The following is a 26,351-nucleotide window of genomic DNA, read 5'->3' as shown; positions in this document are numbered from 1 at the left end:
CCATCCGTTTCTGAGTTACTTATGGCCCAAATAATTGAGCATCTTTTTCCGCGTCCCCGGCAGTTCGACTGTCGGAATGAGGCTTGTCCGGTTCTAATGCTCCCTGAGAAGCTACAGCTTTTGCCCCTGGGCTGGAGCACTTTGGATCAGGCGCAGCTCGTGAAAATGGCGGATTTTCACTTCGCGGAGGCACTAAATGGGAAGGGTAAGAGCGGCGCCGGGTTGAAGCTCTGGCGGGACGGGGGGCTGGCGGAGCAGCATTACAGGCTCGAGGTCGCTGCCGGCGGGATCGACCTGGCCGCGGCCGACCTCGCGGGGGCGCGCTACGGTCTCCACACACTGAAGCAATTGTTCCGTGCCTGTCCCAACGGCCTGCCGGAACTTGTTGTTTTGGACGGCCCGGATTTCAAGCAACGGGGCTACATGCTCGATATCAGCCGTTGCAAAGTTCCGGAAATGGAGACCATCCAGTCGCTGGTGCGCACTCTGGCTGCCCTGCGTTACAACCAACTGCAGATCTATATGGAGCACACCTTCGCCTTCCGGGACCACCGCCGGGTTTGGGAGGCGGCATCACCTCTGACTGCCGAGGAGGTGCGTGAGCTGGATGTCTATTGTTCCGGGTACGGTATCGAGCTCGTCCCGAACTTTAACTCATTCGGGCATTTCGAGCGCTGGTTGCGGCATGAGCCTTACAAGCAGATGGCGGAGTCGCCGGAAGGCTTTGTCCATCCGCTGGACGGGAAGCGCCGTTGGTTCGGCAGTACCCTGAAGCCGGATGCGCAGTCACTGGCATTCCTCAAGGGGCTCTATCTCGAGTTGCTCCCGAACTTCGGCAGCCGCTCTTTCAATATCGGTGGCGACGAGCCGTGGGAACTGGGAAAGGGTGCCAGCCGGGAGCGGGTCGAGCGGGAAGGAGAGGGACCGGTTTACCTGGATTTCCTCAAGCAGATCCATCAGCTCGTCCGGTCCGAAGGGCGCACGATGCTTTTCTGGGGCGATTTGATCAACCGGCACCCTGAACTGATTCCCGAGCTGCCTCGCGACTGTATCGCCTTGAACTGGGGCTACGAGGCCGATTCCCCGCACGCGGAGCAGCTGCCCCGTTTTCGGGAGGCGGGCATCGATTTCTATGTCTGTCCCGGGACCTCGGCCTGGTGTTCCATCACCGGGCGTCTGGAGAACTGCCTGCAAAATATCGGTAATGCGGCGACGGCCGGGCTGGAGAACGGAGCCTTGGGCTTGCTGCTTACGGATTGGGGCGACGGGGGACACCACCAGATGCCGGAAATTGCCTGGCCGGGCTTGGTGACTGCGGGTTTGTCGTCCTGGTGCCGGGAGGCCAATGAACCGGTACCACTGGAAAGCGCACTGGAATATTGTTTTGTCGGGGCGGGGCTGCCGCAGGGGGGCGCCGCCCTCATCTGCGAGATCGGTCATTTGGCCGAACAGGGGCGGTGGTTCTGGCCGAACCGGGGATTGTTCCAGGTCCTGCTCTTTGAAGACGCTTATGGTGCCGGTCAATTGTGCACGGTGGATGACTTGAACGGGGCCGATCTGGAAGGTTTTGCCGGTTCCCTCTCTGTCTTGTGGGATCGCCTCGAAGCGTTGGACACGCCGGATGCGCCCGCTTTGCTGATTCGGGATGAATTGGCCATGACCCTGAGCATGTGTCGCATGGCTTTGGCTAAATATGCCTGTCTGACCGGGCAGCCGATCTTGGCGCGGGATGACCTGCTGGCTTTGAGGGGTGCGATTCTAAAGGACTACCCGCGCCTCTGGCGGGCCCGTAACCGGGAGGGGGGGCTGGAGGAAAGTATGGAGATCCTGACACGGGCCCTCGCCTTTGTCGACGGTCCTGCCGGTTCCGAGTGAGCTTGGCATGACGGGGGCATCCGGCTGCGAGCGATGATGCCGGGACCAATGAAAATTCCTCCTCCGCTTGCGGGGCAGGGGGACCGTGAAACGGTGGAGGGGGGGCTTAACCCGCAGTCGATCTGCCGGATGAATAGCTTCACCGGATCAGATTTTGTCGCATTGGTCTCTTGAGCTGCTAATTTAGGCCGTACTTGCTCTCCGGATTGTCGGGAAGGCTTCAAGAGATGAATCCACTCAATATAGTATACCTCCACTCGCACGATGCGGGCCGATATATCCAGCCCTATGGCTATGCGATCCAGACTCCGCAGCTGCAGAAGTTCGCCGAGCAGGGCATGTTGTTTCGTCAGGCATTTTGCGAAAACCCGACTTGCTCGCCCAGTCGGGCCTGCCTCATGACGGGGCAGTCCGCCCATGTGAATGGGATGCTCGGCTTGGCCCACCGTGGTTTTCGCCTGAATCATTACGAAGATACCCTCGTCAATTATCTTCGTGGCCATGGCTGGCATACCGCCTTGAGCGGGGTGCAGCATATCGCGCACGAACCCTTTTCGACGGTGGAGGAAATCGGTTATCACGAAGTTCTCGATGAAGCCCTCGACGACTCCGGAACGGTGCGCCGCTACGCGCCGGATTCGAGCGGTGTGGCGGATGCCGCGACCGATTTTCTCGCCCGTGAGCATGATAAGCCCTTCTTTCTCGATGTCGGTTTTTTCCCGCCGCACCGTATCGATGACGGGGATTTTCCCAGCTCGCTGCCGGTGCCGAATCCCGCCTACGTGCGCCCGCCGGCCCATCTGCCGGACACGCCCGAGACGCGCGAGGATTTTGCCCGTTACATGGCCAGCGTGAGTACCTTTGATGCCTTGGCTGGACAGGTGCTCGATGCGATCGACCGGAATGGACTGTCGGGGAATACGCTCGTCATTGTGACCACCGATCATGGGATTGCGTTTCCGGGGATGAAGTGCCGGTTGACGGATCACGGCTTGGGCGTGCTGCTGATTCTGCGTGGTCCGGGCGCGGGCGGATTTGAGCAGGGCAAGGTCACGGATGCCATGGTCAGCCATCTGGATATCTTCCCGACCGTTTGTGAGTCCTTGGGCTTGCCCCTGCCGGAGCGCCTGGAGGGCGAATCGCTCGCTGCCTTGGCGAACGATCCGGAGGCGGAACTTCGGGACTGTCTTTTTGCTGAGGTGAATGTTCACGCCGCACCGGAGCCGATGCGTGCGGTCCGGACTCCGCGTTGGAAATATATACGGCACTACCAGTCACTGGAGCACCGTGTGCTTCCGAATTGTGACGACAGTCCGAGTAAAACCCGCCTGTGTGAAAGCGGCTGGGCTGCGGTTCCGAGCGTGCGCGAGGAACTCTACGATCTGGTCCTTGACCCGATCGAAGGCAATAATCTCGCGGCTTTGCCGCAACATGCCGATACCCTTGCCGAGATGGCCGGGCGACTGGATGACTGGATGGCTGCGACTTCGGACCCCTTGTTGGATGGGGCCTTGGAACTGGACGGCAAGATCCTGACACCGGTGGATGCGTATTCGCCGAAGGATATCAACAAAGCTTGAGGCAGTGGACTTGTGAGCGTCCGATCCGTCCGGCCAGTTGAGTTAATAGCTTAAACCTGCCGGATTTTGTACCCTTGGCCGGGACGTCCATCCTGAGTGCCATCGCCGGCAGCCATGCCCGCGACGGAGCAACCCGGACCGATGCCGTGTGCGGTTTCAGTGCCGGGGTCGAACCCCAACCCAATCACCTGATTCAAATCAATATGAAGCCTCGCATCCTATTCCTGCCGCACGGCAACCTGCAATACAGCCAACTCGACCCGGCCCGCCGTCCCTGGGTGATCGACCATTCCTATGCGCCGCTCTTTGACCTGGTGGAACGCACCGGAGCCAAGATCGGCTTCGAGGCCTCCGGTGAGACGCTGAAAGTGATGGCCGACACGCGTCCCAAGGTGCTGGCTCAACTGAAAGCCTTGATGGATGCCGGCTTGGTCGAAGGGGTGGGTTCGCCCTACACGCATATCATGTTGGCAAACCTGCCGCCGGAAATCGGCGTTGCGAGTCTGAGGGACGGTCTGGATGCCTGGGAGCGATATACCGGACACCGGCCGCGTTTGGGCTGGAATCCGGAATGCAGCTGGGCTGACTTTTTGCCGGATATCTTCCAGGAAGCCGGCTTCGATTCCCTGGTTATGGATGGGGATTCCTTTTTCCTGAGCTTTCCGGAAATTCGCGAGGCGACGGGATTGGACTATGATGTCCGCGGTCACAGTAACAAGAGCAAGCTGTTCCGTATCGAGGAGTACATCCAGGACAAGCCGCAGTACCAACGTTATCTGACCAACGTCTCCCGTACGCCCTCCGGTCTGAACTTGCTTTTCCGCGTCGATTTCTTCGCAAATCCGATGCTTTGGTACTTGATGGGCGCGACCGAGGGGAACCGCAAGGAACCCGTCGCATTGCCTGAAATTCAGAATCTTCTCGGCAAATGGAAGACCCGTGCCGAGGACACCGGCAGCTTTGTCATTCCTTATGCGGAAGACGCGGAGTACATCGGCACCAGTGCCTATTTCTATGTGAAACAGTTTGGGCATGCCCGCTTCTTTGAGGAGGAGCCGGAAAGCGTGGACCGGTTTGCGGCCCTGCTTCAGACCGCATTGGACTGTGGCTATGAATTCGCGACGCCCTCGGAGTTGATCGACGGCGGCGAGCCGATTCAACTGGAGGAGAAGCAAATTCGCATGATCGAGCGGGGGAGCGCCTGGCATGGCGGTACGGCCCGTGCCTGGTTGAATACCCCGCATGCCCGGATTCTGGATCCGGTGTGCCATGCGGTCTTCCTCGGGGTGCAACGACTGCAGGATGTGGTGACACCAGGGTCTGAAGCCGCCGGGTATCTGGATGCCGCGCGGCGGGAATTGACCTCCGCCTATGTGTCCGATTCCCGCTGGCCTCCGGCACCGACTTCTCCCGGTCGTTTCAATGTGCGGGAAAGCATTGAGGATCTGAAGCGGGCCAACGCTTCGCTCGAAAAGGCCATGCTGGCCGCCGGAATCGGGGATCAGCGCTCTCTTTACTCACCCAGTATCATGAAGACGCAGATTCTATCCGTGGAGGATGAGCTGATGTCGATGGAGTACTTTGGCGAGGTGAAAGTTTCACCGGTTGAAGCCGGTGTATAATACCTCTTCTCAGAATTTTGAGTAGCGGTATAAGTTCAAGGTACATTGAGGTTAGTATGGGCGCTCGGGGATTTCAGTCCCCGAGCGTTTCTCCATCATGCCAAATCCCGTTGACCAGGGTCAGGCGTTTACGAAAGCGTCCGGCTTCGACCTCATCGTTACGCATCTTCCGGGCCAGGAGCGTGGCGATGGTACGTCCCAACTCCCCCTCGGTATAGAGGCCGGTGTATGCGACCGGGCTGCTCTCGTCGATTTCGATCACGACCAGGCGGGTCGGTTTTGGGAATTGGATCCCGGCGGCATTGAACATCGCCGGTTCGATCACGCGGTGGCTGATAATGACCTCCGGTTGATAGGCCCGGTACCATTTCCGAAGCGACGAGCCGTCCTCACCCAAATGATAGGCGTAGGGCGGAATGCTTGATTCCAGACGGGGGCGTTCGAAGAGGTTGGCGTAGTACGAACCCAGTATCAGGCTGCGGGTTTCCGGCGGACAGTCGTCATGTAGGATCAGACCGTAGCGTTGGTGTGACCAGTGGTCCAGGCGCTCGAATATATCGTCCAGTGCATGGAAGTGGTTCATGCTGACCTTGTCGATGGATTCACTCAGGTCGGTCCGTTCGGTCGAGACCACCGCGAATTCATGCCAGGGAAACTCACTCGCACTGTCCGGCCAGTTGCCCCAACCCAGAAGAATGCCCCGGATGCCACGCGTATGCAGGATTTGGGCAAGACGGGCCGGACGGTAGCGGTTGGAATCCACTTGGAAGTCACTGACCGAGCAGCCGTAGTCCTGCATGCGCTCCTTGAAGTGCTTGCTGTGTGTGGCAAACAGGCGTGTCGCTCTCGAACTCTCCGGATTCGGGTAGAGAACTGCCACCGAGGCATAGAAACCAAGCTTCCCGCTACGGTTCTTCCGTGCGGCCAACGAGGCCAGTTCCGGATCCGGGCGGTATCCCAGGCGCTCCGCGGTTTGCTGGATTCGTGTCCGCGTGCTTTCCGGGATGTGACTGCTTTTGCGCAGGGCGTAGGAGACTGTGGCGATACTGACTCCGCAGGCTTCGGCAATCTGTTTTAATGTGACTCGTTTCGTCATGGGAGGGGGGGGCGTCACGCGCTCTCGAATCTGATCGGTTCTTTCCACTTTGACGATCATAATGTGAATAGCTTCACCCTGTGGCGCGTGTCGGCCGGCCCCTGGGGGCGAGACGTCATGCGATTCGACGGGTCCCCATCTTGCGATTTGATATCAGGCAGGGGTGGCGGGGCTGCTTGGCGGTTTCGCGGTTGTCCGGCCTGCCCGCCATTCGCCGTCAACCAGAATCAGGCTGCCTTCATTTTCCAATTGTACGTGGTCATCGTAATGCAGTTTGCCGGCAATGGTTTCGGCCAGCACTGATCCCAGGTCTTCGTTGACCAGAACGCCGGATTCGACACCGGGTCCGCTATCATCAATTTCGATGACCGCATATTGGGCGTCTCTTGGAAATTCAATGCCAGCGCTGGCGTAGAAGGCCATATCGATCTGACGATGGGAGAGGATCGCATCCGGTTGGTAGCGATCGAACCATTCCCTAAAGCTCTCCCCGTCTTCTCCGATTGAGTAAAAGTAAGGCGGGATGTCCGTCGCCCAGTTTTCCTTGGCCCGGACATTCATCAGGTAGGCGCCGACAATGTTCTTCCGTACCCGGATGGGCAGGTCGTCGTGGCAGATCAGACCGATGCGTCGTACGCCGAGTTTCTCCAACTGGTGGAAGGCCAGGTCGGTGGCGCTAAAATGGTTCATGCTGACCCGGTCGAGCGCCGGGTGGACCTCGTTGCGTTCGGCGCTGACGACAACGAATTCCTGCCAGGGAAAGCCAACCATTCGCCCGTTCCACTGGCCCCAGGCCACAATGATGCCCCGAATGCCTTCGGCATGAAGCTGCTCGGCCAGTTGTGTCGCGGCATCCGTTGTTTCTCCCAGGTAAAACTCCTTCAATCGATAGCCATAGGGACGTATCGCGTGGCGCAGGTTATCGATGTGCGTTTGTATCAGTTCGGTACGTCGGCTTGTCTTGGGGTGCGCATACACGACGGCGACTGCCGGCGTTTCTTCGGGCCCTTTACTGCCGGTTCGGTAGCGCACCAAGGCCGAGCTCAGCGAGTTGGGGCGGTAATTGAGTTCCCTGGCCTTGGCTTGGATGCGCTCACGAACCGCTTGCGAGATGCGTTCGTCATTACGCAGCGCATAGGAAACGGTGGCTACGCTGACGCCGCAAATCTTGGCCAGTTCCTTCATGTTCATGGGCTGACATCATGTGGATTTACTGCGCCGCAGCAACACATGTCTTGTCTCATCCGCAGATCCCGGGTTTATCGCGGTTACCGATATATGTGTGCCTGTGAATAGTTTCACCTCGCGCATTATGGCCCTGTTTCTATTGTTGGGGAAACTCTGGTTCTAATAATATGTCTTCTCTGCTAAGGCGGAGCGATCCTGTTTGAACCCGCTTCGGGCCTGTGTCCTGGAGTTCCCTGATTTTTTATGATCCATTACCACCCCCGTAAAAGACTGACTGTCTGCATGCTTTCCGTGCTCGCTGTTCTTTGCCTGCCGGCGGAAAATATGGTGAAGAACGGTAATTTTAACGATTGGGATGACGCCCAATCGCGTCCCGTTGGATGGACCGTTCGTTCGCCCCAGGATTACAGCCCCTTGCCACAGGAGGGAGGCTTGCAAGTTAAGGTCGTGAAGGAACAGGGCGGTTACGGTGAAGTCTTGCAACGCTTCGAAGTGAATCCGCGGGGTACGTATCGCTTGTCCGGTGCCATTCGTGCGGACCGGGACGACCTCGCCTTTTTCCAAGTCAAACGCTATGGAGGGGGCAAGGAACTGAATCGCTTCGCTACGTCGCGGAACAAGGGCGGCGATTGGTGTGAGGTGGAAAAAAACTTCGAGGCGGGTGGCGCCGAATTTGTCGAAGTGCTGCTGCGCTGGCAGCAGAATGAGGCCGCGGTGGGCGCGCGCGCGGCTTTCCGGAATCTGCAATTCGAGGAACTGCCGCCGCTGGTTTATGAAGGCGAAGAAGTTCCGCCCCGTGTGGTGCCGACCTTCAACTCGGCGGGCTTCTACTGGAAACCGACCGGTGGCACCGAATCCCGTGCGGTGAGCCTGTCCTACCGGAAGAAGGGCGAAGCCGGGTGGCGCGAGGCCATGCCCTTGTGGTTTGATGCGACACGACATGCCGATGCGGGTGAGCCGCATACCGGGGAATACCGTGGCAGTCTGGTCTACCTGGATGCCGGCACCGAATACGAGGCCCGCCTTCAACTGCAGGACGGCCCTGAACGTGTGGTCGCTTTTGCCACGCAGTCAGAGAATTTCAAAATTGCGCGCACGGTACGGTTGCCGGCCGCGTACGAGGGCACTTACGTGATCGATGCAGGCGGCAACCCCGACGAGGGCTACGTCCTGTACGAAGCGGAGACGGGCGGCGGCGGCTTCTGGGATGCCGCCGGTGAAAGCGCGAATCTCGAAATCAATGCCTCCTGGGTGATTGTCCGCGGCTTGACCCTGAAGAACGGCGGCCGCCACGGAATCATTCTCGGTGATGTCGATCATGTGGTGGTGGACCGCTGCGATATCAGCCACTGGGGAGAAACCGGACCGGATGGCCAGGCCCGGAACTTTAATTCGGCCATCTTCAGTGCCTCGAAGTTGCTGCACTCAATCGTGGTCCAGCACTGTGACATGCATGATCCGCGCAGCGACAGCAACTCCTGGGCGGAGCAACGACCCGGCACCCGGAGCAAGCACCCGGAAGGACCGCAGGCCATCTCTTTCATGGGCGGCCAAGGTCGGTATGTGATCCGTTTCAATCGTATCTATTCGGACATGGACCATATGTTCAATGACGGGATGGGGGAGTCCAAGAATTTTGGCTTTGCCGGCTTCCCCAACCGTGACAGTGACATCCACGACAACTTTGTTTCGCACTGCTGGGATGATGCGTTGGAAGTCGAGGGGGCGAATATGAATGTCCGTGTCTGGAACAACTACATAGACATGAGCTTGGGTGCGATTGGTGGTGCGGCCACTTCGCTGGGACCGGTCTATTATTTCCGGAACGTTTATGCCGTCTCGCGCAAGCATTCGGGGATGTCCGCCAACGATCTGCGCGGGCACTATCTCCTCAAGATCGGCAATGAGCGGCCCCAATATACCCGGGGTAAGATTTTCCTGCTACACAATACCGCCCTGCAGCCGCCTTCCTTCGAAGGCAGCTCGGTGCCTTCGAGTGGCGCCCAGTCCGGCATCGTCTATACCTCCAGCAAGAAACTGCAGGAAAACATCACGAGCCGGAACAATATCCTGCAAATGCGCTATGGGAAGGACTGGGCCATTCGGGATACCCAGAAAACCTTTAGCTGCGACTATGATTTCGACCTCTACAACGGGCGCATTATGGCCCGCGAGGGGGCTGAATCGAACGGGATCGTGGGCGTCCCGCTGTATGAGCGGACAGCAGATGGCCGGCTCTGGCTGGTACCCGGTTCGGCGGGGCATGATGCCGGCGCACGGCTGCCCAATTTCAATGACAATTTCAGCGGGGATGCGCCCGATATGGGCGCGGTCGAGACGTACTCCCAGGAGGCCAAACCGCTGCATTGGCCGGACTTCCCCGAGAATTACTACCCGCCAGTGGAGCCTGAGGTCGAAGGAGCAGTCCTGCCCTAGGCCACTCTCTGCGCGCATGAGTTGCAGGTTGCAGAGAGCGGCATAGGTTGAATAGATTAACCCCGTCCTCGTTTTACCTCCTAGCCTCGGGATTTAACCTGTTCCCACAGTTCATATCTCATTTTCGTTTACCCACCACCCCGAATTACTGCCTGATGAAACCTGTCAGATGTTCCCTGTCCGCCCAGTCACACCGGTGGTCGGCACCCGTCCTTTCGGAGCGCAGGGGGGGCTTTGCCCTGATCGTGGCACTGACCCTGATGGGGCTCTTGCTGCTGCTTCTGGTCGGCCTGGTTTCCATGGTTCGGGTCGAGACTTCTTCCGCAGAGCAAAACAAGCAGCTTCTCACGGCCCGCCAGAATGCCTATCTGGGTCTTATGGTGGCGATGGGGGAATTGCAGAAAACCGCCGGACCGGACCAGCGAATCTCCGCCAGAGCGGACATCCTGACCGGGAGCTCCGGGATTTCCGAGAGCAGCATGGGCAATCCTTTCTGGCTGGGGCTTTGGGCTTCCGATGAGTCGAATTGGGATAGTTTGAGTGCGCAGGAGCGTCTGGACCGGGCCCATTGGCTGGTCAGTGGCAACGAAGGCCTGGATCCCGGCGATTCCGACTATTGGACCCCGGATGTGGATCTGGCCGGAACGGGCACTGAAATGTCTCCGGCGGTGGACGATTACGATATCGAGGCCGTCACCGTGCCGGTTGTGTCGCTCGCGGAATCCGACGGGCAGGTTTCCGGGCACTATGCCTACTGGGTGAGCGGCGATAACAGCAAGGCTCTGGTGAATGTGGCCGACCCGTATGCGCAGACCAGCGATACCGATGAACTGAGCCGTTCCTTTCAGGTGCCGCAGCGCGTGGCCGTCGAGGCCATGGATTCGCTGGGGAACTTTCCCGTCAATAGTGAGGAGCTGCAACGTACCTTCGACTTGTCGGTCGCCTTCGAGGACTGGATTTCCGACGGCACGGCGACTGCGGAGACACTCTTGGCCGCGCGCCGGCATGACCTGACGACCTGGTCCAAGGGGCTGCTTGTGGACGTCAAGGATGGTGCGCTCAAGCGCGACCTGACTCAGGCCTTTGAAATCAACGCGTCCTTCGATGCGAACTTTCCGGAAATCAGCTATGCCAGCCAGGCCTTGTCGGATGCGGCTGCGGCGGATCCCGCAAGCGGGGAGCCTTATTACTTTATCGAGGATCCCTTGATTGTCAGCGGGGCGCCCAACTGGAGCATCCTTCGTGATTACTACCAGCACTATTGGCCGAACTCCGACAGTTCCACCGACAGTGCGACCACGATCAGTTTGAGAACACGGGAAGTCTCGCATGACGGGGCGGTCAGTGATGCCTACAAGTACTTGCCCTACCGCAACCCGCAAATGCCGTCCGATCCCTTCGTCGGGGGCGGTTTGCCCTATCAGGTTAGCTTCGACGCCGCCTCGCTCAAGGGCGATAATTACCAGTACAACAGTTGGGTTACTCCGGTCGTGGCGCAGTTTCGTATCTCGCATGCCTTCGGGCTCGATACTTCGGACCCCGCGAAGTCGATTCCCGAATTGATTATCAAGCCGGTGATCAGCCTGTACAATCCTTACAACATCAAGATCTATGCGAACGACTACCGCTATCGCTGGTCCCTGAATCCCAAAATCAGTATCACGCTTTATTTGGAGGCCGGCACCCAGGTCGTGGAGTTCTACCAGACGGAAGTTCAGGACGCGCAGCAGGTCGGGATGTTCCAGGCTCAGTTCGAGGATCCCACCACCTACCGTCCCGGCGTTATCCTGCATCAAGCCTACAAGACGCTGCAGTTTGGGGGGGATGTCAATGTGTCCAGCTCGAAGAACAATCCACGCATGACCTCAAAATGGTCTTCGGTGCAGGGGATCCGCTTGCCCTTGGATAAAAATACGGCCGGATACGGGCCGAAGCTTGCCTCAGGGGATGGCCCCGTTTCGCTGGAAGAGGCGGGGAGTGATCCGCGCTCCAACTCGCGTTGGGGAATCTCGCAAAATGAACGGGATTGGCTGCAGCAGGCCGTTACGGAGGATGCGCCCGTATCGATCCGTATCGATTACGAGGATTTCGGACAGATGCTCGGATATACGAATTCACCCGAGCCCTCGCAGGCATACCTTCGGATCGACGACCTCTGGCGTCCGGAAAGCAGCGATCAACCGGACTATTTCGAGCAGGGCTACGCATCGATGGATGCCGCGACACTGCAGGATAGTTTTCAGACCCTGATCTTTACCTTGCGCACGACCAACTTGATCGGCGGCAGCGGTTCGGATGTGGAACCGTTGCGCGGATTGGTCGATGCGAATGTGCGCGCGATTCATGCGAATTCGAAATGGGACGGGCAGACCGGCCACAGCCGCTTCCTCTCGCTCTATGACACCGATGCGCTCGGGCAGAACAAACAGGAACCGGACGGGGCCTTTGTTGACAGCAAAAACAGCCAGAACGGTTTTTGGGGCAACAGTATCGATCCGGACGGGCAGACGAACGTCGTGCTCTTCGAACGCCCGCGCAGTCCGCTGGTTTCTATCGGGCAGCTGCAGCACGCGAATTTGAGCCGCTATCATTTCGATCCGACCTATGTGGTTGGGAACTCCTATGCGAGTTTGCGTATACCGCTGGACCAGACCTTGGTGACGGATTTCGGAGGGGAGGCCGGTCTCAAGATCTTCGACCTATCCTATTTGGTGAACGAGCGCCTGTGGGACGGCTTTTTCTTCTCGTCGCTCGATATCCCGTACCTGCAGTCGGACCGCGATGCGATTCAAGCGGACCTCGCCAGTGGCGCGCGTGAATTGTCCGAGCTGACGCTCAATCCGCGTATGGAGTTCATCGCTTCGGAGGAGACCGATGTCGATCGTTACAATCGTATCGTGGTTTCGGATACAAATGACGACGACTTTGAGGATGCGATCTACCGGCCCGCTTCGGAAATGTGGATCAATGGCGCCTTCAATGTGAACTCGACCTCGCTGGAAGCATGGAAGGCGGTTCTGTCGAGCACCTCCGATCTGCGCATTCCCGTATACGATGTGGATGCCGGTGCGACCTCGGTCGTGGACGAAGACGGTGCCGTTTTTGCCCGCATGAGCCGCCAGTTCTACGATGCCTTCGATGCCGGAGACAGTTCGACTTACCCGGAGTACTGGAAAGGCTACCGCCGCCTGAGTTCGGGCGAGATCGACAACCTTGCTGAATCCATCGTCGGTCTGATCAAGGAGCGTGGTCCGTTCCTGTCCATGGCTTCATTTATCAACCGGAAGCTGGAGAATGGCGAGCCCGGTAAGAAGGGCGTTCTGCAGGCGGCCTTGGATGGCGGCGGCAGTTTGAGCGGGGTGAACAATTTCGGCGAGGGCTCGGATATCTCCGGAGAGGCCGTCACTGGGTTTGATGACATGACCAACCTGCTGGATTCAAACCTGTCTTCGAACGATCGCAGCAACATGGGCTATCCCGGCTACTTGCTGCAGTCGGATTTGCTGCAGCACCTTGCGCCGATCCTGACCGTGCGATCGGATACTTTTACTATCCGTGCTTACGGCGATATCGTGAACCCCGTGACTCAGGCGGTCACCGGTCGGGTGTGGTGCGAGGCCAAGGTGCAGCGTATGCCGGAACCGGTTCTCGCTGACACAAGCTTGTCGGATGCGGAGTATATGGACGAGATGATACAGCCCGGCAGCGCCCTTGGCCGCCGTCTCAAAATTATTTCCTTCAAGTGGCTGGAGCCTGAAGTGCTATGAGAACCTTACCTTTATCTCTTTTTGGTTTATGCTTGCTGGTGGTGTCCTGGCTTCCCGCTCAGGATGCGCCGGTCGTTTCGCTTTCCTTCACCAGCCTGAGCTGGCAGAAGATGATCAAGGACGTCCGGATCCGGAATGCCGACGGTGAGGCGACGAAGCTCTGGATCCCCAACGGCTCGCCGTCCAAGACTTATGAATACACCGGGACGCTTCCCTTGCGCTTCTTTCGGGAAACCGGTCAGGATGCGGAGGGCAGGCCCATCGAGCAGACGGTTGCCGAGTACTCGCCGAACGGCAGCGGCGCGAACCAGATGCTGATCTTTATTCGGAATGACCGGAATGGTCGGGAGTATTACCGCATCCTTCCGCTCGGCTTTGATCCGGACGGCATCGGCGAAAACGCCTACCGTTTCGTCAACCTTTCGGAATTCCCGGTCTATGTGAAGTTCGGCGAAGACCGTTTCATGTTGAACACGCGGGGCGAAAAAACGTTGCTGGCCGATGTCCCCGAGTCGGGCGGCCAGGGGGTGGCCATGGCGATTCAGGTGAGCGAGCAACCGAACGATGTGAAGGTGGTTTATTCGTCCTCCTGGTCGATCCGCCAGGGCCGGTCCGCACTGATTTTTTTGACGACAGATCCGGATGAGAAAGACCAGATACAGGTGAAGAAACTGTATTTTTAGAGAAGATGAGTGCAGCGCAGAATTTGGGAACGGATAGTGTGGGCTATCTGCAGTTGAACAATCGAAAGAGCCGGAGCCTGAACGGGAAATGGGGCTTCTTCGCGGATAACATGTTGGCCTTCGGTCTGAAGCGCAGCCGCAACGTCTTCGAAGGCCTCAAGCCGGAAGAGGAGGACCGTGCGATCGAGTATGATATCGACGCCTTCGATCCGATTTCGGTGCCGGGCGACTGGAACACGCAGAAGAAGGAATACCTTTTGTTTGAAGGGGTCGGTTGGTACGCGAGGCGGGTCCGTTTGAGCGATGCCGAGATCAAAGCCATCGAGTCGGGACGCCGGCTTTTCCTTCGCCTCGACGGTGTGAACTATGCCGCGGATGTCTGGTGGAACGGGCAGCCACTGGGCTCGGCCGAGCTGCCGTTTTTGCCTCTCAGCTTTGAACTTTCTGCGGAGCGACTCCAATCGGACAATCTGCTCGTGGTCCGTGTCGATGCCCGTCGTATGGAGCACCGGATACCCGCCGAGCGATATGACTGGTTCAACTACGGAGGTCTGATCCGGAGTGTCCGGCTCATCTCGACGCCTCCGGTGTTTGTTAGCCAGGCGGCCTATCATTCGACCCGCATACGGTCGAGGCAGGGAAGCCAGGCGGAGGTGGACGGGACCTACAGCTGCAGCCTGAACGGCAACGCGGACTGGTCCGGTTGCGAGATCGAGCTGGAGATCCCGTCCTTGCAATACCGTGCGCGCAAGCCGGTGCGGAAAGGGGAGCTTAACTTTAATTTGAAGAATCTGCCGGTCGAGCTTTGGGAGCCCGGTGCCCCGAAGCTCTATGAAAGCAGGCTCTGCTTGTATCGAGACGGTCAGCCGGTTGACCGGATCCGTCAGGAAATCGGCTTCAAGCAAGTCGAGTGCGAGGGTACCCGCTTGCTGGTAAATCAAAAGCCCGCCTATTTGAAAGGGGTGGCCTTGCACGAGGAGCGTTTGGGCGCCGAGGGCGGCAAGCCGCGTAATCTCCGCGACGTGCGCAAGCTGCTGGACCTCGCCCAGGAAACCGGCTGCAATTTCATGCGTCTGGCGCATTACCCCTACGACGAGTCATGGCTGGCCGAGTGCGACCGCCGTGGACTGCTCGTTTGGGATGAGATTCCCGTGTATTGGGAAATCACCTACAAGGATCCGCGTACCGAGTCGATCATCAGGCAAAGTGCGGTCCGCATGGTCGAGCTCAGCCGCGGGCATGCCTGCGTGCTTTGTCACGCGCTGGCCAACGAGACCTGGGAGCGTCCGGGCAGAAAGCGTGTCATGGGGGCCGCCTTGCGGGCGGTCAAGCGCCTCGACCCCGACATCCCGGTGACCGCGGCTTTCAACGCGCCTTACAAGGACGGGAAGTACGATGTGGAGTCGGTCGGTCATTCCATCTACGAGCAGATGGATGTGATTGGACTCAACGAGTACGGCGGATGGTACAGCCCGCCGCTCAAGGAACTGGCGAAGGCGAACATTGTTGTCGGGCAGAAGCCTCTCTTCGTGACAGAGTTCGGTGCGGCCGGACCGGTCGGGGTGTCAGGTCCCAAGGACAAGCTTTGGAACCTCGACAGCCAGAAGGCGATTTACAAGGAGCAGATTGCCATGTTTGAGCGCTGCGAAGCACTCAGCGGATGGACGCCCTGGGTGCTGAAGGATTTTCGAAGCACGCTCCGTGCGAACGGCTTCCAAAGGGGATGGAACCGCAAGGGGCTGGTGGGCCCCAAGGGCGAAAAAAAGCCCGTCTTCGATCTGGTGAAGCGGGCTTTTCGCAAGAAGCGCAAAGGACGTTAATTCTACCGCCAGCTCGATTCCTGTCCGACGTCGAGGCCTTGGGCTTTGGCATAGGCGAGGTTGCGTTCCACCAAGTCGATCCGCTGCTGGGTGCAAGGACCGGTGCGGAGCGCGTCCGACGGTGTGTTGAACGCATAGTCCAGCAGGGTCGGGATGTCCGTGGTGGCGACATGCATCCGGGTGTCGCAGGAGGCGTAGTAGATGAAGACTTCTTCACCCCGCACGGCGATACCGTTGCTGAAGACGACATTGGAAACATCGCCCACACGCTCGCCGCCGAGGGGGGCGATGAAATGGCCACCGGGTTCGGCGATTACCTTGGTCGGGTCGTTTAAGTCGGTGACAAAGGCATACAGAACGTAGCGCAGTCCGGAGGCACAGTTGCGCACACCGTGGGCAATATGCAGCCAGCCTTTGGGGGTCTTGATCGGCGCGGCGCCGGCCCCGTTCTTGACCTCCTTGATGGTGTGGTAGACCCGGCTGTTGATGATTTGCTCCGGTCCGCAGATGGCCGGATTGGTGGATTCGGAAAGGGCAAAGCCGAGGCCGCCGCCGGATCCGGTGTCGATGAATCCGTCCTGTGGCCGGGTGTACCAGGCATACTTGCCGTCGACGAATTCCGGGTGGAGTACGACGTTGCGTTGCTGGGGGGAGGGGCTTTGGAAGTCGGGGAGCCGTTCCCACTCGATCAGGTCCTTGGTCCGGACGATGCCGCACTGGGCTTCCGCCACGGATAGATCCGAGGCCGGCGCGCCTTCCGGACGGCGCTCCACGCAGAAGATGCCGTAGATCCAGCCGTCTTCGTGCTGCACCAGTCGCATGTCGTAAAGGTTGGTGCCGTCGTTGGGCAGTTCCGGGATCAGCAGTGGCCTGTCCTGGATGCGGAAGTTGTCCACCCCGTTGGGACTTTCGGCGATCGCGAAGAAACTTTTGCGATCGTTGCCTTCCATGCGCGGCACCAGATAGAATTTACCGTTCAGGTAGATCGCTCCCGAGTTCATCGCCGCATTGACGCCCAGACGCTCGAGCAGGCGCGGGTTGGTTTCCGGGTTGATGTCGTAGCGCCAGAAAACGGGGGCATGCGCCCGCGTCAGCACACAGTTCTTGTAGCGCTTGTAGATGCCGTTTTCGTGACTGTCGTCGACTTCGTTCGGGCGGGTGATCAGCTGCTCGTGGCGGGCAACGAGCTCCTTGAGTTTGGCTTCAAATTTCATGCGTATTGTCTTTGGGCTATGGAAAAGTCATCCCCGCCGACTTTGTCAGAGGGGACTTTGCATTATAAATGCGAGTCCCGTACCCTTAATGGAAGCCGTAAAACTTGATATTAATTCGTCGAAAAGTGAAGTTTTGGGGCGTGTGACCTCACTTCGATTAAATTAAAGCGTCTCAGTTATCGGTCATCGACGTGACCGTCGATGCGACGCAATCGTCCTTCCGTAGCATACGGCGTAAGCCGGATGATCGGCGTTGCTGCCGGAATGCCATCGAAGCGGTATCATGCCCATAGCCGATTACGCGAGAAATTGGATTTTTGGTGTGAACACCGCCCATCACTCGACTTCGAGATACGGGTTTTCGTAAGACCCCGTTGCCGTAAAGCTAAGTTCACATTCCTCCCAAGGAGCGAGTTCCAGAGTCATGGTATAATCGGATTGCAAAGGTCTGCGGCAACACATGCAGCCAGGTGCCTGGCTTCAGCCTACTGCTTGAGGGCCTCGAAGAGGATCTCTGCCGGATGCTTGGCCGTGCGGCCCGTGCCGTCGTGAATCTGGTGACGGCAGGAGGTGCCGGGGGCGGCGATGATGACATCGGCCGGTTGTTGGCGGACCGTGGGAAAGAGCACGAGCTCGCCCACCTTCATGGACAGTTCATAGTGCTCCTTCTCGTAGCCGAAGGAACCCGCCATGCCGCAACAGCCGGACGGAATCATGTGTACCTTGTAGCCTTCGGGAATTTGCAGCGCGCGTACGGTGGGCACGACCGAAGCCAGCGATTTCTGGAAACAGTGTCCGTGGAGCTTGATCAGTTGCTCGCGGGCTTCGAATTGATCGGAGCGGATGTGACCGGCGTCAAATTCGCGGATGATGAATTCGTCCAGCATCAGGCAGTGCTTTGACAGGTCGCGTGCCTGTTCCTTGAGCTCGCCCTCCGCCAGGTCGATGTATTCGTCGCGGAAGCCCAGTATCGCGGAAGGTTCGATCCCGACCAGCGGCGCCTCTTCGGAAATCAGGGGGGCGAGCCGGCGCACGTTCTCATTGGCGATCTCTTTCGCTTTGCGGATCAGTCCTTTGGAGAGCCAGGTGCGGGCACTTTCCAAATGCTCGGGTATGATCACCTCGTAGCCGAGCCGTTCCAGAAGCCCGATCGTCTTTTGCCCGAGCGGCACATCGTTGTAGTTGGTGAACTCGTCGCAGAAGAGGTAGACTTTTCGTTGGGCCGGTGCCGCCTCTTTCTTGCGATGCCACTTTGCCACCGTGGTGCTGTGCAGCATCGGAATCGTGCGGTCGGGATGGAAGCCGACCATGCGGTTCAGAATCCGGCGGGACCACTCGGTGCCGAAGAGCGCGTTCCAGAACCAGGGGATGGTGGAGACCATGCGGCTGGACAGCGCGAAATTGGCGATCATGCGGGAGCGAAGCGGGACCCCGTTGGCATCGTAGTAATGCTGGAGGAACTCCGCCTTCAGTTTGGCGATGTCGACATTGGAGGGGCACTCGGACTTGCAGCCCTTGCAGGACAGGCAGAGGTCGAGGACCTCCTTGATCTCGTCATTGTTGAAGGGGTTCTTCGGGTCCTTCGGGTTCGTGAGCGCATGCCGCAGGATGTTGGCCCGGGCCCGTGTCGTTTCCTTCTCGTTGCGCGAGGCCATGTAGCTCGGGCACATGGTGCCGCCGGCCAAGTGCCCCTTGCGGCAGTCGCCGGAGCCATTGCAGTTTTCCGCGGCGCGCAGGACGCCCTTGCTGTCGGAAAAGTCGAAGATCGTCGGATACTCCGGATTCGGTTTGTCCGGGCCGTAGCGCAAGGACGTGTCCATCGGCGCGCAGTCGATGATTTTTCCGGGATTGAACAGATGCTTGGGATCAAAGACTTCCTTGACCGCACGCATCAGGGCGAAGCATTCCTCGCCGACCATGAAGGGGATGAATTCGCCGCGCAGGCGTCCGTCGCCGTGTTCGCCGCTGAGGGAGCCGTTGTATTTCTTGACCAGCGCTGCCACGTCTTCGGCCACACCGCGGAAAGTCTTCAGGCCCTCTTCGGTCTTCAGGTTGAAGAGGGGACGTGTGTGGAGCTCGCCGGAACCGGCATGCGCGTAATACACACAGTCCTTGCCGTGCTTCTCTCGCATCATGGTATCGAACTCCGCGATGTAGTCGGCCAGCTCCGCCACATCGACCGCGGTGTCTTCGCAGACTTCACGTGGCTTGGCGTCGCCGGGGATGTTGCTGACGAGTCCCTGGCCGGCCCGGCGCAGTTCCCAGACCTTGGCTTCGTCCTCGCCCTTGAGCACCGGAAAGGCGTAACCGTAGCCGGCCGCCTGGATGTCGGCGGCCACTTTGGCGATGACCGCATCGACTTCCTCCGCGTCATCTCTGCGGATGTCCACCACGAGGATCGCACCGGGATCGCCTTCGACAAAGAAACGGTTCTTGAGTTGTTCCCGATTCCGCTTCGTGGCTTCCAGAATGTAGCGGTCCAGAAGCTCGACCCCGGAGGGCTTGTAGGCGAGGGCTGGAAGAACCGAGCGGAGCGCCTGGTCGACATTCTCGAAGTGGGCGCAGAGCAGGGCGCTGTGCTTGGGCGGCAGGGGATCGCACAGGAGTTCGAATTCGACGCCGAAGAAAAGCGTGCCTTCGGAACCGGCGATCAGCTTGCACAAGTTGAAGGGCTTGTCGGAGGCCGGATCAAATACCTCGGCATCCATCAGCAGGTCGAGTGCGTAGCCTGTGTTGCGGCGGGGAATGCTGCGCTTGGGGAATTTTTCCGTGATCAGTGCACGATTGGCTGCGTCGCCCAGGAGCTCCCGACACTTCCGGTAGATGGCGGCTTCCAATGTCTCACCTTCGCACTTGGCGGTAAACTCGTCCGGTGTCAGTGCCTTGAAGGTGACTTCGGAGCCGTCGCTGAGGAAGCCGCGGGTCGAGATCAGGTGCTCCCGGGTGGACGCATACATCAGCGAGTTGGACCCGCAGGAATTATTGCCCACCATGCCCCCGATCATCGCGCGGTTCGCGGTCGAGGTCTCCGGTCCGAAGAGCAGGCCGTGGGGGAGCAGGTAGTGGTTCAGCTCGTTGCGCACCACGCCCGGTTGGACGCGGACGATACCTTTGTCCGCATCGAGTGAAAGAATCTGACCGAAGTGCTTGCCCGCGTCGACCACGATGCCGTTGCCTACGACCTGACCGGCCAGTGAGGTGCCGGCGGCACGGGGAATCAGGCTGAGCCCGTTCTCACCGGCAAAGCGGATGAGTGTCGCGATATCCGCTTCGGTCTCGGGAAAGGCCACCGCAAGCGGCAGTTCCTGGTACTCGGACGCATCGGTCGAGTAGAGCTTGCGAAGTACCGGCCCGGTATCGAGGCGGCCTTGGAGCTGTGTGCGTAGTTGGGAGAGTTTCTCTGTCTCTATCAGGGGGGCTTGGGCGTCGGAGATCATTGACCTTATCGCAGCGGGTGAATTTCGTTTTCTATGAGTCTCCTGTACCGGATATCGTCGCAAGCTTTTGCTGCCGGCCAGCTCCTTTTTCTTTCCGGTTACTTTAGGGTATTAGGAATAGCTTTGCTTGGTTTGGCTCAGCACGAGATCGTCCTCCTGGGAGCGGGCCGGCTGGATGCCTGCGCTTTGGAGCGCGCCGTGGTAGGCCTTGACCGCTTCCACCGGCTCGATGTCGCCATCTGTGATCCCGCGCAGCATTTCGATGAAAGCCAAGGGATGCTCGGACAGGTTGATCTTGCGTCCGAAGAGCGCGACCTTGGCTCCGTACTTCTGTGCATCACGAATCAGCTGGAACGCGTCGAGCGTGGTTCCGGCGCTGCCCCCCAGGATGCCCACCACTAGGGAGGTGTCGTAGGCGACGAGTTCTTCCAGGGGCCCGGGCCCATTGTAGGGGATCTTTAGGAAAATCGGACGCCCGGCCCGCGTGACGCCGGCCAGGCTGCGGACGATGCAGTCGTTGACGAAGCCGCTGACTTTTGCCGGATCCATCCCCGTATCGACGTTCGGGTTGAAGACTTCAAGGAAGTAGCGGAAGTCTTTCTTTTCGGCCTCGAGCCGGAAGTCGTGAAACGCTTCCAGTGCACGGTAATCCCAGTCCAGGTCATTCGTGAAAGTCATGGAATAGAGGCCCAGGTCGGCGCCCGTAAACGGCTTGTCGTGGCTGTTCTCTAACTTGCCGTACTTGATGTGGTCGATCGTTGCGCTACGAAAGGGGCGTGAGGGCGAGCTTGCATACTTACCACCGCGAACCGCCCAGATGTCGGTGGTGTCGTTGGCCCGGGCGGCCGGGGTGATGGCGGAGTCTTCGAAGCGCTTTTCCTCGATGGCCAGCCGTTCCAGATTGGAGGCGGACAGCAGCATGATGTCGATCAGTCCCTGTTCAATCACCTCACGGATTTGCGCTTGATAATCGGCCAGTGTTTTCCAGCCGCCCTCGGCTTGCTGGTTCCCATTTGAACAAGTGCCGGTCGGCTTCGGGCCCGGCGCGGCGATGCCGAATGCCATGTCGGCGTCTTTCGCATCGGCGATGATAAAATCGTTTCGCGTGTCGGCGCCTTCTGCGATGCGCCGCAACTTCTGGTCCAGTGATTTTTGCTTCATGTTCTCGAATTCGGTTTAGGGTGGGGGGCGTCGGTGGGACTTGGCACGGCATCGGGACGATTGCTGTCAGATCCCGCGCGAAGTCCCCAACAAGAGTACTTATCTCTAATACCGCCCGGGTCCAAAATCCATGATATTTTCCGGGTCGGCGGCAGTCAGCGAGGTCTGGACAAGGTCGGTGCCTGTGGCGTGCGAGCTTGCTCGCGCCCTCTGTCCGTTTGCCTGCGCCCTGCGGTCTCAATCTCGCGAGCAGCCGGGTGACTCGATCCAATGGCTCAGTCGCTCCAAGGCCTGGAGATGCAGGCTGAAGCTTTGGCTGTAAAACAGCTCGTGATCCAGCACTTCAATCGAACCGTCCGGCCGGGACCGCCAGGGCAAGCGTACGGTACTCGCAATCTGGAGAGCGGCCTCGCGCAACTGGAGTGTGTATTCCCCGACACTGCCGTTCACCAGCTGTTGCCCGAAGTAGCAAGCGACGATCCGGTTCCCTGTCTTGGCCAAGCGCACCGGGCCGTAGGGGCCGGCGACTTCCACCATAGCTCCGGTGGTGCCTAGATCCGCAGGGCGAACATGGATATGTGCTCGCTTGTTCACTGTGCCTATTTTGCCACCGGGGGTGGGACATCTGTAGGGGTATCAGGACAATTCGGCGATTTTCGCGGCGATGGCATGCTCGTGTCCGCTTTCGGTTCGGATGAATAGTTCCTGCAGGCCTTTCGAGCTTTGTGTCGCGGCTTTGAGGCCGCCGTCTTCGATCCGTTGCACCTTCACCGTGCCGGTACGGCTTTGCTTGCCGAGCGATTTGCCCCCGTAGGACTGTCCGATGATCACACCGATCACGCCGTCCAGCGCCTCAATCTTCCGAATGATTCGTTGGCACTCCTTCGAGGTGCTTTGATGGCGTCCGCGGGAGGGCATGTCCGTCAGGCTTTTGCCAGCATCGCTTCGGCGTGCGCGCGAATATTCTTCTTGAGCTTGGCCGGAGCCAGCACTTTGGCATGTGAGCCCCAGCTTAGAATCCAGCGTTCAATCTCATTCAGGTCGGCCAGCTCGATCCGGAATTCCACGCGGCCGTCTTCCAAGTCGATCAGCTCCTGGGCGGGGTGCCATGCCTTTTCCCGGATCAGTTGCGCCGCCCAGGCATCAAACTCGATGCGGATTTTGTGACGTTCCTCGCCGACGAAGATCCCGAAGGCGTCCTTCAGGTGCTGCTGGATGTCAAAATCCTTCGGCGCCTCGAAGCTTTTGCCCGGCAGCATCAGCTTCTGCATCCGGACCAGGGCGAAGGTGCGCTTGGCTTCACGGTTGAGGTCCCAGCCGACCAGGTACCATTGGCCTTCCACGCAGCAGAGGTGCCAGGGCTGCACGCGGCGCTTCAGCCACTTGCTTGTGCCCAGGTTCTTGTACTCGAAGTGAAGCTCCTCGGAACGCACGAGGGCGCGGTTCACGATCTGGAAGATTTCAAGGTCGGCCGTGGACACGCCGGCGAATTTGAAACTCACCGGTGTGCCGATGTGGTCGAGGGAGATGAAGACCTTGTCCTTCAGGCCGTCCGAGATCTTCCGCATGGCTGTTTCCAGAGGTGCATGGAAAGGCGTCCCCTGATAGGGCTCCAGCGCCTTTTGAGCGACGAGCAGGGCAAAGAGTTCGCCTTCCGAGACCTGCACCAGCGGGAAGCTGTCCACATAGCTGGTGTAGCGGTAGCCGTTGGCGGGGGCGTCCCATTCCACCGGCAGGCCGAGCTGGTCGCGCATGTAGTTGATGTCCCGGTTGATCGTCTTGGTCGAAGTTTCCAGCAGTTTGGACAGTGTGCTCGCATTGGGCAGACGGTTGGCTTTGAGCTCCTCGTGGATGCGCAGCATCCGGGCGAGGGGGGGGCGTGAAACAGGGGCGGAACGTTTGGCTCTCGGCATGAAAACGTTATGCTTGTTGTGGGGTGGGACTGTCAATGTCCGAGTGTGCCTGCTAGACTGCTTTCCTATGTGGCTCGCAACACAACATGGTTTCTACAGCATCGTTCAAAAGGATGCCGATTTGTATTTCGTCCGTGCCCGGATCCGCCAGGACCTCGAGAACCTGCTCGAAATCCTGGATTTTGACGCGGAGATCCTGGTCTGGCCGACGGCGGATTACCGCTACCGTATCCAGGTCGATTTTGAAGGCTTCCTTGAGATTATGGTCCAGCTTGCCGGCCAGTTGGAGTATTCGAACTTCAAGGGCCGTATCGGCGAACTGCAGGACCAGGCAAACAAGCTCGGTGCCTATCACCGCATCTGGGGCTTGATGGCGGGACTTCAAGACAAAGCGGATCATGTCACGGAGCAGTAGGCGTCAAGGCTTGCTTCGCAGGGTGGAAACGGCCTTCGGTCCTGTGCAGCTGTTACCTCCGCCGAAGGATCTGATTGCACAGATGAAACAGCTGTTGCCGATGGGACTCATTGTATTCGATCCGCCTGTTCTAGGGGCGCGCTATGGTATCTTTATCAGGAAGGCACAGTATGATTTACGTTTTTTGACGTCTAAGTCGCTCCTTGTTCGAGAGTCGGAAGTCGCAGCTTCGGTATCCGCGCATCAGTGCGCGGTTGCTGCTGCCCTCTCTCAGTTCATCGCATTCGGGCACTCGGGCTATTTCTGGCCGCTTTCCTGTATGCGAAGGCATCAACATGGAGTCGAGGTAGCCATGGCTTATTCAGGTAACGGCCACGATTATAACAGAGGGATCGCTGCGTTTGCAGAAACCTACTTGGATGCTGAGATTGGCGCTGGGTTTTTCCGCATGCTGGCCGACTTTGAATCTGCGCTACAGACCTATCCGGAGGAATGCGACACCCCTTCTGTGTCTTCCGTTGGTTTCACGGTTCGGTCACGTGATGAGTTTTGCGGATTTTGGATGGATTTTCTGATCTGTGGCCGGGACGTGATCTATTTAAAGACCGAAATCCATGATGAGGACCCGGTCTGGGAAATACTAAGATCCACAGGCATCGAACAGCTCGTTTGGCTTCCCTGTCTTCCGGTGGAGGACTGTGAGATGTCTTAAGGTATCCGTTTGGACTGAACGATGGGATCTTCGATGCTTCGGAAAAGGTAATGTAGCATACGACGTAAGTCGGATGATGTGTCCGGAGCCTGATCTTGCGTGGGCGTCATCAATACTAATATGCGTTACTGTACCATGCACTCCATCGCTTGGAACAGAAACCACCGCACGTAAGAAAAATCGCTAAGCGTCCATGCCGCCTTGCAAATGGATCTTTACTGAAGGTCCACCCAGACCCCGTTGTGATCAGAGAGCCGTTTCCCGTTCGAAAGGACACCGGCTTCCCAGGCACCGACCTCGGTTACCTTGTGGGTCAGTTCATGGTTGAGACAGATGTGGTCGATGTTCGCGCGTGAGTTCAGCTTGCCGGTGCCTCGGAAGTCTTCTTCGGTCGCGCAAGCCAGGCCGTTCGCTACGAGTGCCTCGCCGAGTAACTGGCGTCCGTGATTCGTGCCATACCAACGACGACCATCCCGGTTTTGATTGAAGTCGCCTCCGCAGCAAAAGTGATGGCTCGGGTGGGCCTCTCGAATTCGCTTCCAGTCGGCTGCGTGCCGGGCGATCGACTCGTAGTGCAGCTGCCAGGCCTTCTTGCCGGTGACATCTTCTTCGCCGCTGCGGTAAGGATATTTGGTGCCTGCCGCGTGGTAGGGAATGACGGTTCCATAGACGAGGAGCGGGCCGAATGGGGTGGGTGCCTAGGCTGAGCCATTTGCGGGAAAGTGACGATAGAGTCTCTGTCAAGTATTTCGTTTGGTGGATATAGACTAATTAAAATAAAATTAGTCAAAAACATGTTGTAAATTGATGCGTGTTTGAACTAGCTGACGTTATTTATGAAAGTCATGAAATTAAAGAAAAACATCCTGACTCGAGCACAGCATGGGAGTCCTTCGCGCGATGTCAGTTATATGTCTGATTTTGTTAGAGCTTGGAAATCTGGCGACTTTAAGGCTATTGACCGCACTTTCACTAGAGTCGGCCTAGTCGAGTAGATCGCATGAGTATTTCAATGCTCTTTTACATCGTTGTTACCGCGAGTATCTACATCGCTTCCTACTGTTATGATCAAAGTCAGGGACTAACTCTGCTTGGGGCTATAGTCTTAGTCGCCTTGGCTGCGCTCCCTCCAATATGCATATATGAGTTTATCGGATTCTTGAAGCTCAGGAAGCGCGCATCTTCATTTTATAAAATACTAATACTCGTCGTTTCGGGTAGAAGCGCAGAACCTGTAAGATGATGAGTTACTAAAGCCGTAAGGGATTTAGTGTAGGAAATCGGTCGTAAATTAGGAAAAACTGCCAGTGGAACCCTTCATAAATACCTATATGCAAATGCCGCGCCTAATATGTGGACCGATCTGAGTGGGCAGTTTAGTCTGACTTGGATCAATGCTGGGCTATTTGCTCACAGCATCTTAAGGAGAATG

General features: G+C 58.3%; 18 protein-coding genes. 10 read left to right on the top strand and 8 right to left on the bottom strand.

Features of this window, described 5'->3' with window-relative positions; all coding sequences use genetic code 11:
- Positions 1 to 21: 21 nt before the first annotated feature.
- The 4 genes from O2597_RS01680 to O2597_RS01665 all read left to right on the top strand — a co-directional run bounded on the left by O2597_RS01680 (position 22) and on the right by O2597_RS01665 (position 5,077).
- On the top strand, positions 22 to 1,875 hold the full coding sequence (locus O2597_RS01680; protein ID WP_269522439.1) for a beta-N-acetylhexosaminidase: 1,854 nt from the start codon (positions 22 to 24) through the stop codon (positions 1,873 to 1,875).
- Between the two features lie 48 nt (positions 1,876 to 1,923).
- Complete coding sequence (locus O2597_RS01675; RefSeq protein ID WP_269522438.1) at positions 1,924 to 2,049, top strand: hypothetical protein; 126 nt, start codon at positions 1,924 to 1,926, stop codon at positions 2,047 to 2,049.
- A 53-nt stretch (positions 2,050 to 2,102) separates the two neighbouring features.
- A complete protein-coding gene (locus tag O2597_RS01670; protein ID WP_269522437.1) occupies positions 2,103 to 3,455 on the top strand; it encodes a sulfatase family protein in 1,353 nt (450 codons plus the stop codon).
- 74 nt (positions 3,456 to 3,529) lie between these two features.
- The gene (locus O2597_RS01665; RefSeq protein ID WP_269522436.1) at positions 3,530 to 5,077 is read left to right on the top strand and encodes a polysaccharide deacetylase family protein; all 1,548 of its coding nucleotides are present in this window, start codon (positions 3,530 to 3,532) and stop codon (positions 5,075 to 5,077) included.
- A 73-nt stretch (positions 5,078 to 5,150) separates the two neighbouring features.
- Here O2597_RS01665 and O2597_RS01660 read toward each other — a convergent pair whose 3' ends face one another.
- Together O2597_RS01660 and O2597_RS01655 are read right to left on the bottom strand one after the other, a co-directional pair.
- Positions 5,151 to 6,173: a LacI family DNA-binding transcriptional regulator gene (locus tag O2597_RS01660; protein ID WP_269522435.1), complete on the bottom strand. Its 1,023-nt coding sequence runs from the start codon at positions 6,171 to 6,173 to the stop codon at positions 5,151 to 5,153.
- 153 nt (positions 6,174 to 6,326) lie between these two features.
- A complete protein-coding gene (locus tag O2597_RS01655) occupies positions 6,327 to 7,364 on the bottom strand; it encodes a LacI family DNA-binding transcriptional regulator (RefSeq protein ID WP_269522434.1) in 1,038 nt (345 codons plus the stop codon).
- A gap of 240 nt (positions 7,365 to 7,604) precedes the next feature.
- Here O2597_RS01655 and O2597_RS01650 point away from each other — a divergent pair, with 240 nt between their 5' ends.
- From O2597_RS01650 to O2597_RS01635, 4 genes are all read left to right on the top strand, one after another.
- Entirely contained in the window at positions 7,605 to 9,797 is a 2,193-nt protein-coding gene (locus tag O2597_RS01650) for a right-handed parallel beta-helix repeat-containing protein (RefSeq protein ID WP_269522433.1), read from the top strand.
- A gap of 155 nt (positions 9,798 to 9,952) precedes the next feature.
- Positions 9,953 to 13,564, top strand: a complete 3,612-nt coding sequence (locus O2597_RS01645; protein WP_269522432.1) for a hypothetical protein — start codon at positions 9,953 to 9,955, stop codon at positions 13,562 to 13,564.
- Positions 13,561 to 14,247, top strand: a complete 687-nt coding sequence (locus O2597_RS01640) for a hypothetical protein (protein ID WP_269522431.1) — start codon at positions 13,561 to 13,563, stop codon at positions 14,245 to 14,247. Before O2597_RS01645 ends, O2597_RS01640 begins: the two co-directional genes overlap by 4 nt.
- Positions 14,248 to 14,252: 5 nt before the next feature.
- Complete coding sequence (locus tag O2597_RS01635; protein WP_269522430.1) at positions 14,253 to 16,067, top strand: glycoside hydrolase family 2 protein; 1,815 nt, start codon at positions 14,253 to 14,255, stop codon at positions 16,065 to 16,067.
- 2 nt (positions 16,068 to 16,069) lie between these two features.
- Here O2597_RS01635 and O2597_RS01630 read toward each other — a convergent pair whose 3' ends face one another.
- From O2597_RS01630 to O2597_RS01605, 6 genes are all read right to left on the bottom strand, one after another.
- Entirely contained in the window at positions 16,070 to 17,281 is a 1,212-nt protein-coding gene (locus O2597_RS01630) for a glycoside hydrolase family 130 protein (protein ID WP_269522429.1), read from the bottom strand.
- A 485-nt stretch (positions 17,282 to 17,766) separates the two neighbouring features.
- Positions 17,767 to 20,718 carry an FAD-binding and (Fe-S)-binding domain-containing protein gene (locus tag O2597_RS01625; protein WP_269522428.1) on the bottom strand — a complete coding sequence of 984 codons (2,952 nt, stop codon included), beginning with the start codon at positions 20,716 to 20,718 and terminating at the stop codon, positions 17,767 to 17,769.
- Positions 20,719 to 20,829: 111 nt separating this feature from the next.
- Positions 20,830 to 21,879 carry a beta/alpha barrel domain-containing protein gene (locus tag O2597_RS01620; RefSeq protein WP_269522427.1) on the bottom strand — a complete coding sequence of 350 codons (1,050 nt, stop codon included), beginning with the start codon at positions 21,877 to 21,879 and terminating at the stop codon, positions 20,830 to 20,832.
- A 237-nt stretch (positions 21,880 to 22,116) separates the two neighbouring features.
- Positions 22,117 to 22,473 (bottom strand): hypothetical protein, encoded by a 357-nt coding sequence (locus O2597_RS01615; protein ID WP_269522426.1) that lies wholly within the window; start codon positions 22,471 to 22,473, stop codon positions 22,117 to 22,119.
- 42 nt (positions 22,474 to 22,515) lie between these two features.
- Positions 22,516 to 22,797 carry a hypothetical protein gene (locus O2597_RS01610; protein ID WP_269522425.1) on the bottom strand — a complete coding sequence of 94 codons (282 nt, stop codon included), beginning with the start codon at positions 22,795 to 22,797 and terminating at the stop codon, positions 22,516 to 22,518.
- A 5-nt stretch (positions 22,798 to 22,802) separates the two neighbouring features.
- Positions 22,803 to 23,792 (bottom strand): helix-turn-helix transcriptional regulator, encoded by a 990-nt coding sequence (locus tag O2597_RS01605; RefSeq protein WP_269522424.1) that lies wholly within the window; start codon positions 23,790 to 23,792, stop codon positions 22,803 to 22,805.
- Positions 23,793 to 23,859: 67 nt separating this feature from the next.
- Here O2597_RS01605 and O2597_RS01600 point away from each other — a divergent pair, with 67 nt between their 5' ends.
- Positions 23,860 to 24,207, top strand: coding sequence for a hypothetical protein (locus tag O2597_RS01600; RefSeq protein WP_269522423.1), 348 nt, complete (start codon positions 23,860 to 23,862; stop codon positions 24,205 to 24,207).
- A gap of 82 nt (positions 24,208 to 24,289) precedes the next feature.
- Positions 24,290 to 24,919: a hypothetical protein gene (locus O2597_RS01595; protein ID WP_269522422.1), complete on the top strand. Its 630-nt coding sequence runs from the start codon at positions 24,290 to 24,292 to the stop codon at positions 24,917 to 24,919.
- Positions 24,920 to 26,351 lie beyond the last annotated feature (1,432 nt).

Origin of the sequence: Coraliomargarita parva, assembly GCF_027257905.1 — a bacterium.
Taxonomy (GTDB): Bacteria; Verrucomicrobiota; Verrucomicrobiia; order Opitutales; family Coraliomargaritaceae; genus Coraliomargarita_A; species Coraliomargarita_A parva.
Note: the sequence above shows the minus strand (reverse complement) of the source record. Positions and strands in the feature narration are given on the sequence as shown.

Coding starts and splice junctions, on each gene's coding strand:
- O2597_RS01595 (WP_269522422.1), top strand. CDS start 24,290: ATGAAACAGCTGTTGCCGATGGGACTCATTGTATTCGATCCGCCTGTT.
- O2597_RS01620 (WP_269522427.1), bottom strand. CDS start 21,879: ATGAAGCAAAAATCACTGGACCAGAAGTTGCGGCGCATCGCAGAAGGC.
- O2597_RS01660 (WP_269522435.1), bottom strand. CDS start 6,173: ATGACGAAACGAGTCACATTAAAACAGATTGCCGAAGCCTGCGGAGTC.
- O2597_RS01670 (WP_269522437.1), top strand. CDS start 2,103: ATGAATCCACTCAATATAGTATACCTCCACTCGCACGATGCGGGCCGA.
- O2597_RS01675 (WP_269522438.1), top strand. CDS start 1,924: ATGAAAATTCCTCCTCCGCTTGCGGGGCAGGGGGACCGTGAAACGGTG.
- O2597_RS01680 (WP_269522439.1), top strand. CDS start 22: ATGGCCCAAATAATTGAGCATCTTTTTCCGCGTCCCCGGCAGTTCGAC.
- O2597_RS01655 (WP_269522434.1), bottom strand. CDS start 7,364: ATGAACATGAAGGAACTGGCCAAGATTTGCGGCGTCAGCGTAGCCACC.
- O2597_RS01610 (WP_269522425.1), bottom strand. CDS start 22,797: ATGCCCTCCCGCGGACGCCATCAAAGCACCTCGAAGGAGTGCCAACGA.
- O2597_RS01635 (WP_269522430.1), top strand. CDS start 14,253: ATGAGTGCAGCGCAGAATTTGGGAACGGATAGTGTGGGCTATCTGCAG.
- O2597_RS01605 (WP_269522424.1), bottom strand. CDS start 23,792: ATGCCGAGAGCCAAACGTTCCGCCCCTGTTTCACGCCCCCCCCTCGCC.
- O2597_RS01600 (WP_269522423.1), top strand. CDS start 23,860: ATGTGGCTCGCAACACAACATGGTTTCTACAGCATCGTTCAAAAGGAT.
- O2597_RS01645 (WP_269522432.1), top strand. CDS start 9,953: ATGAAACCTGTCAGATGTTCCCTGTCCGCCCAGTCACACCGGTGGTCG.
- O2597_RS01625 (WP_269522428.1), bottom strand. CDS start 20,718: ATGATCTCCGACGCCCAAGCCCCCCTGATAGAGACAGAGAAACTCTCC.
- O2597_RS01650 (WP_269522433.1), top strand. CDS start 7,605: ATGATCCATTACCACCCCCGTAAAAGACTGACTGTCTGCATGCTTTCC.
- O2597_RS01640 (WP_269522431.1), top strand. CDS start 13,561: ATGAGAACCTTACCTTTATCTCTTTTTGGTTTATGCTTGCTGGTGGTG.
- O2597_RS01630 (WP_269522429.1), bottom strand. CDS start 17,281: ATGAAATTTGAAGCCAAACTCAAGGAGCTCGTTGCCCGCCACGAGCAG.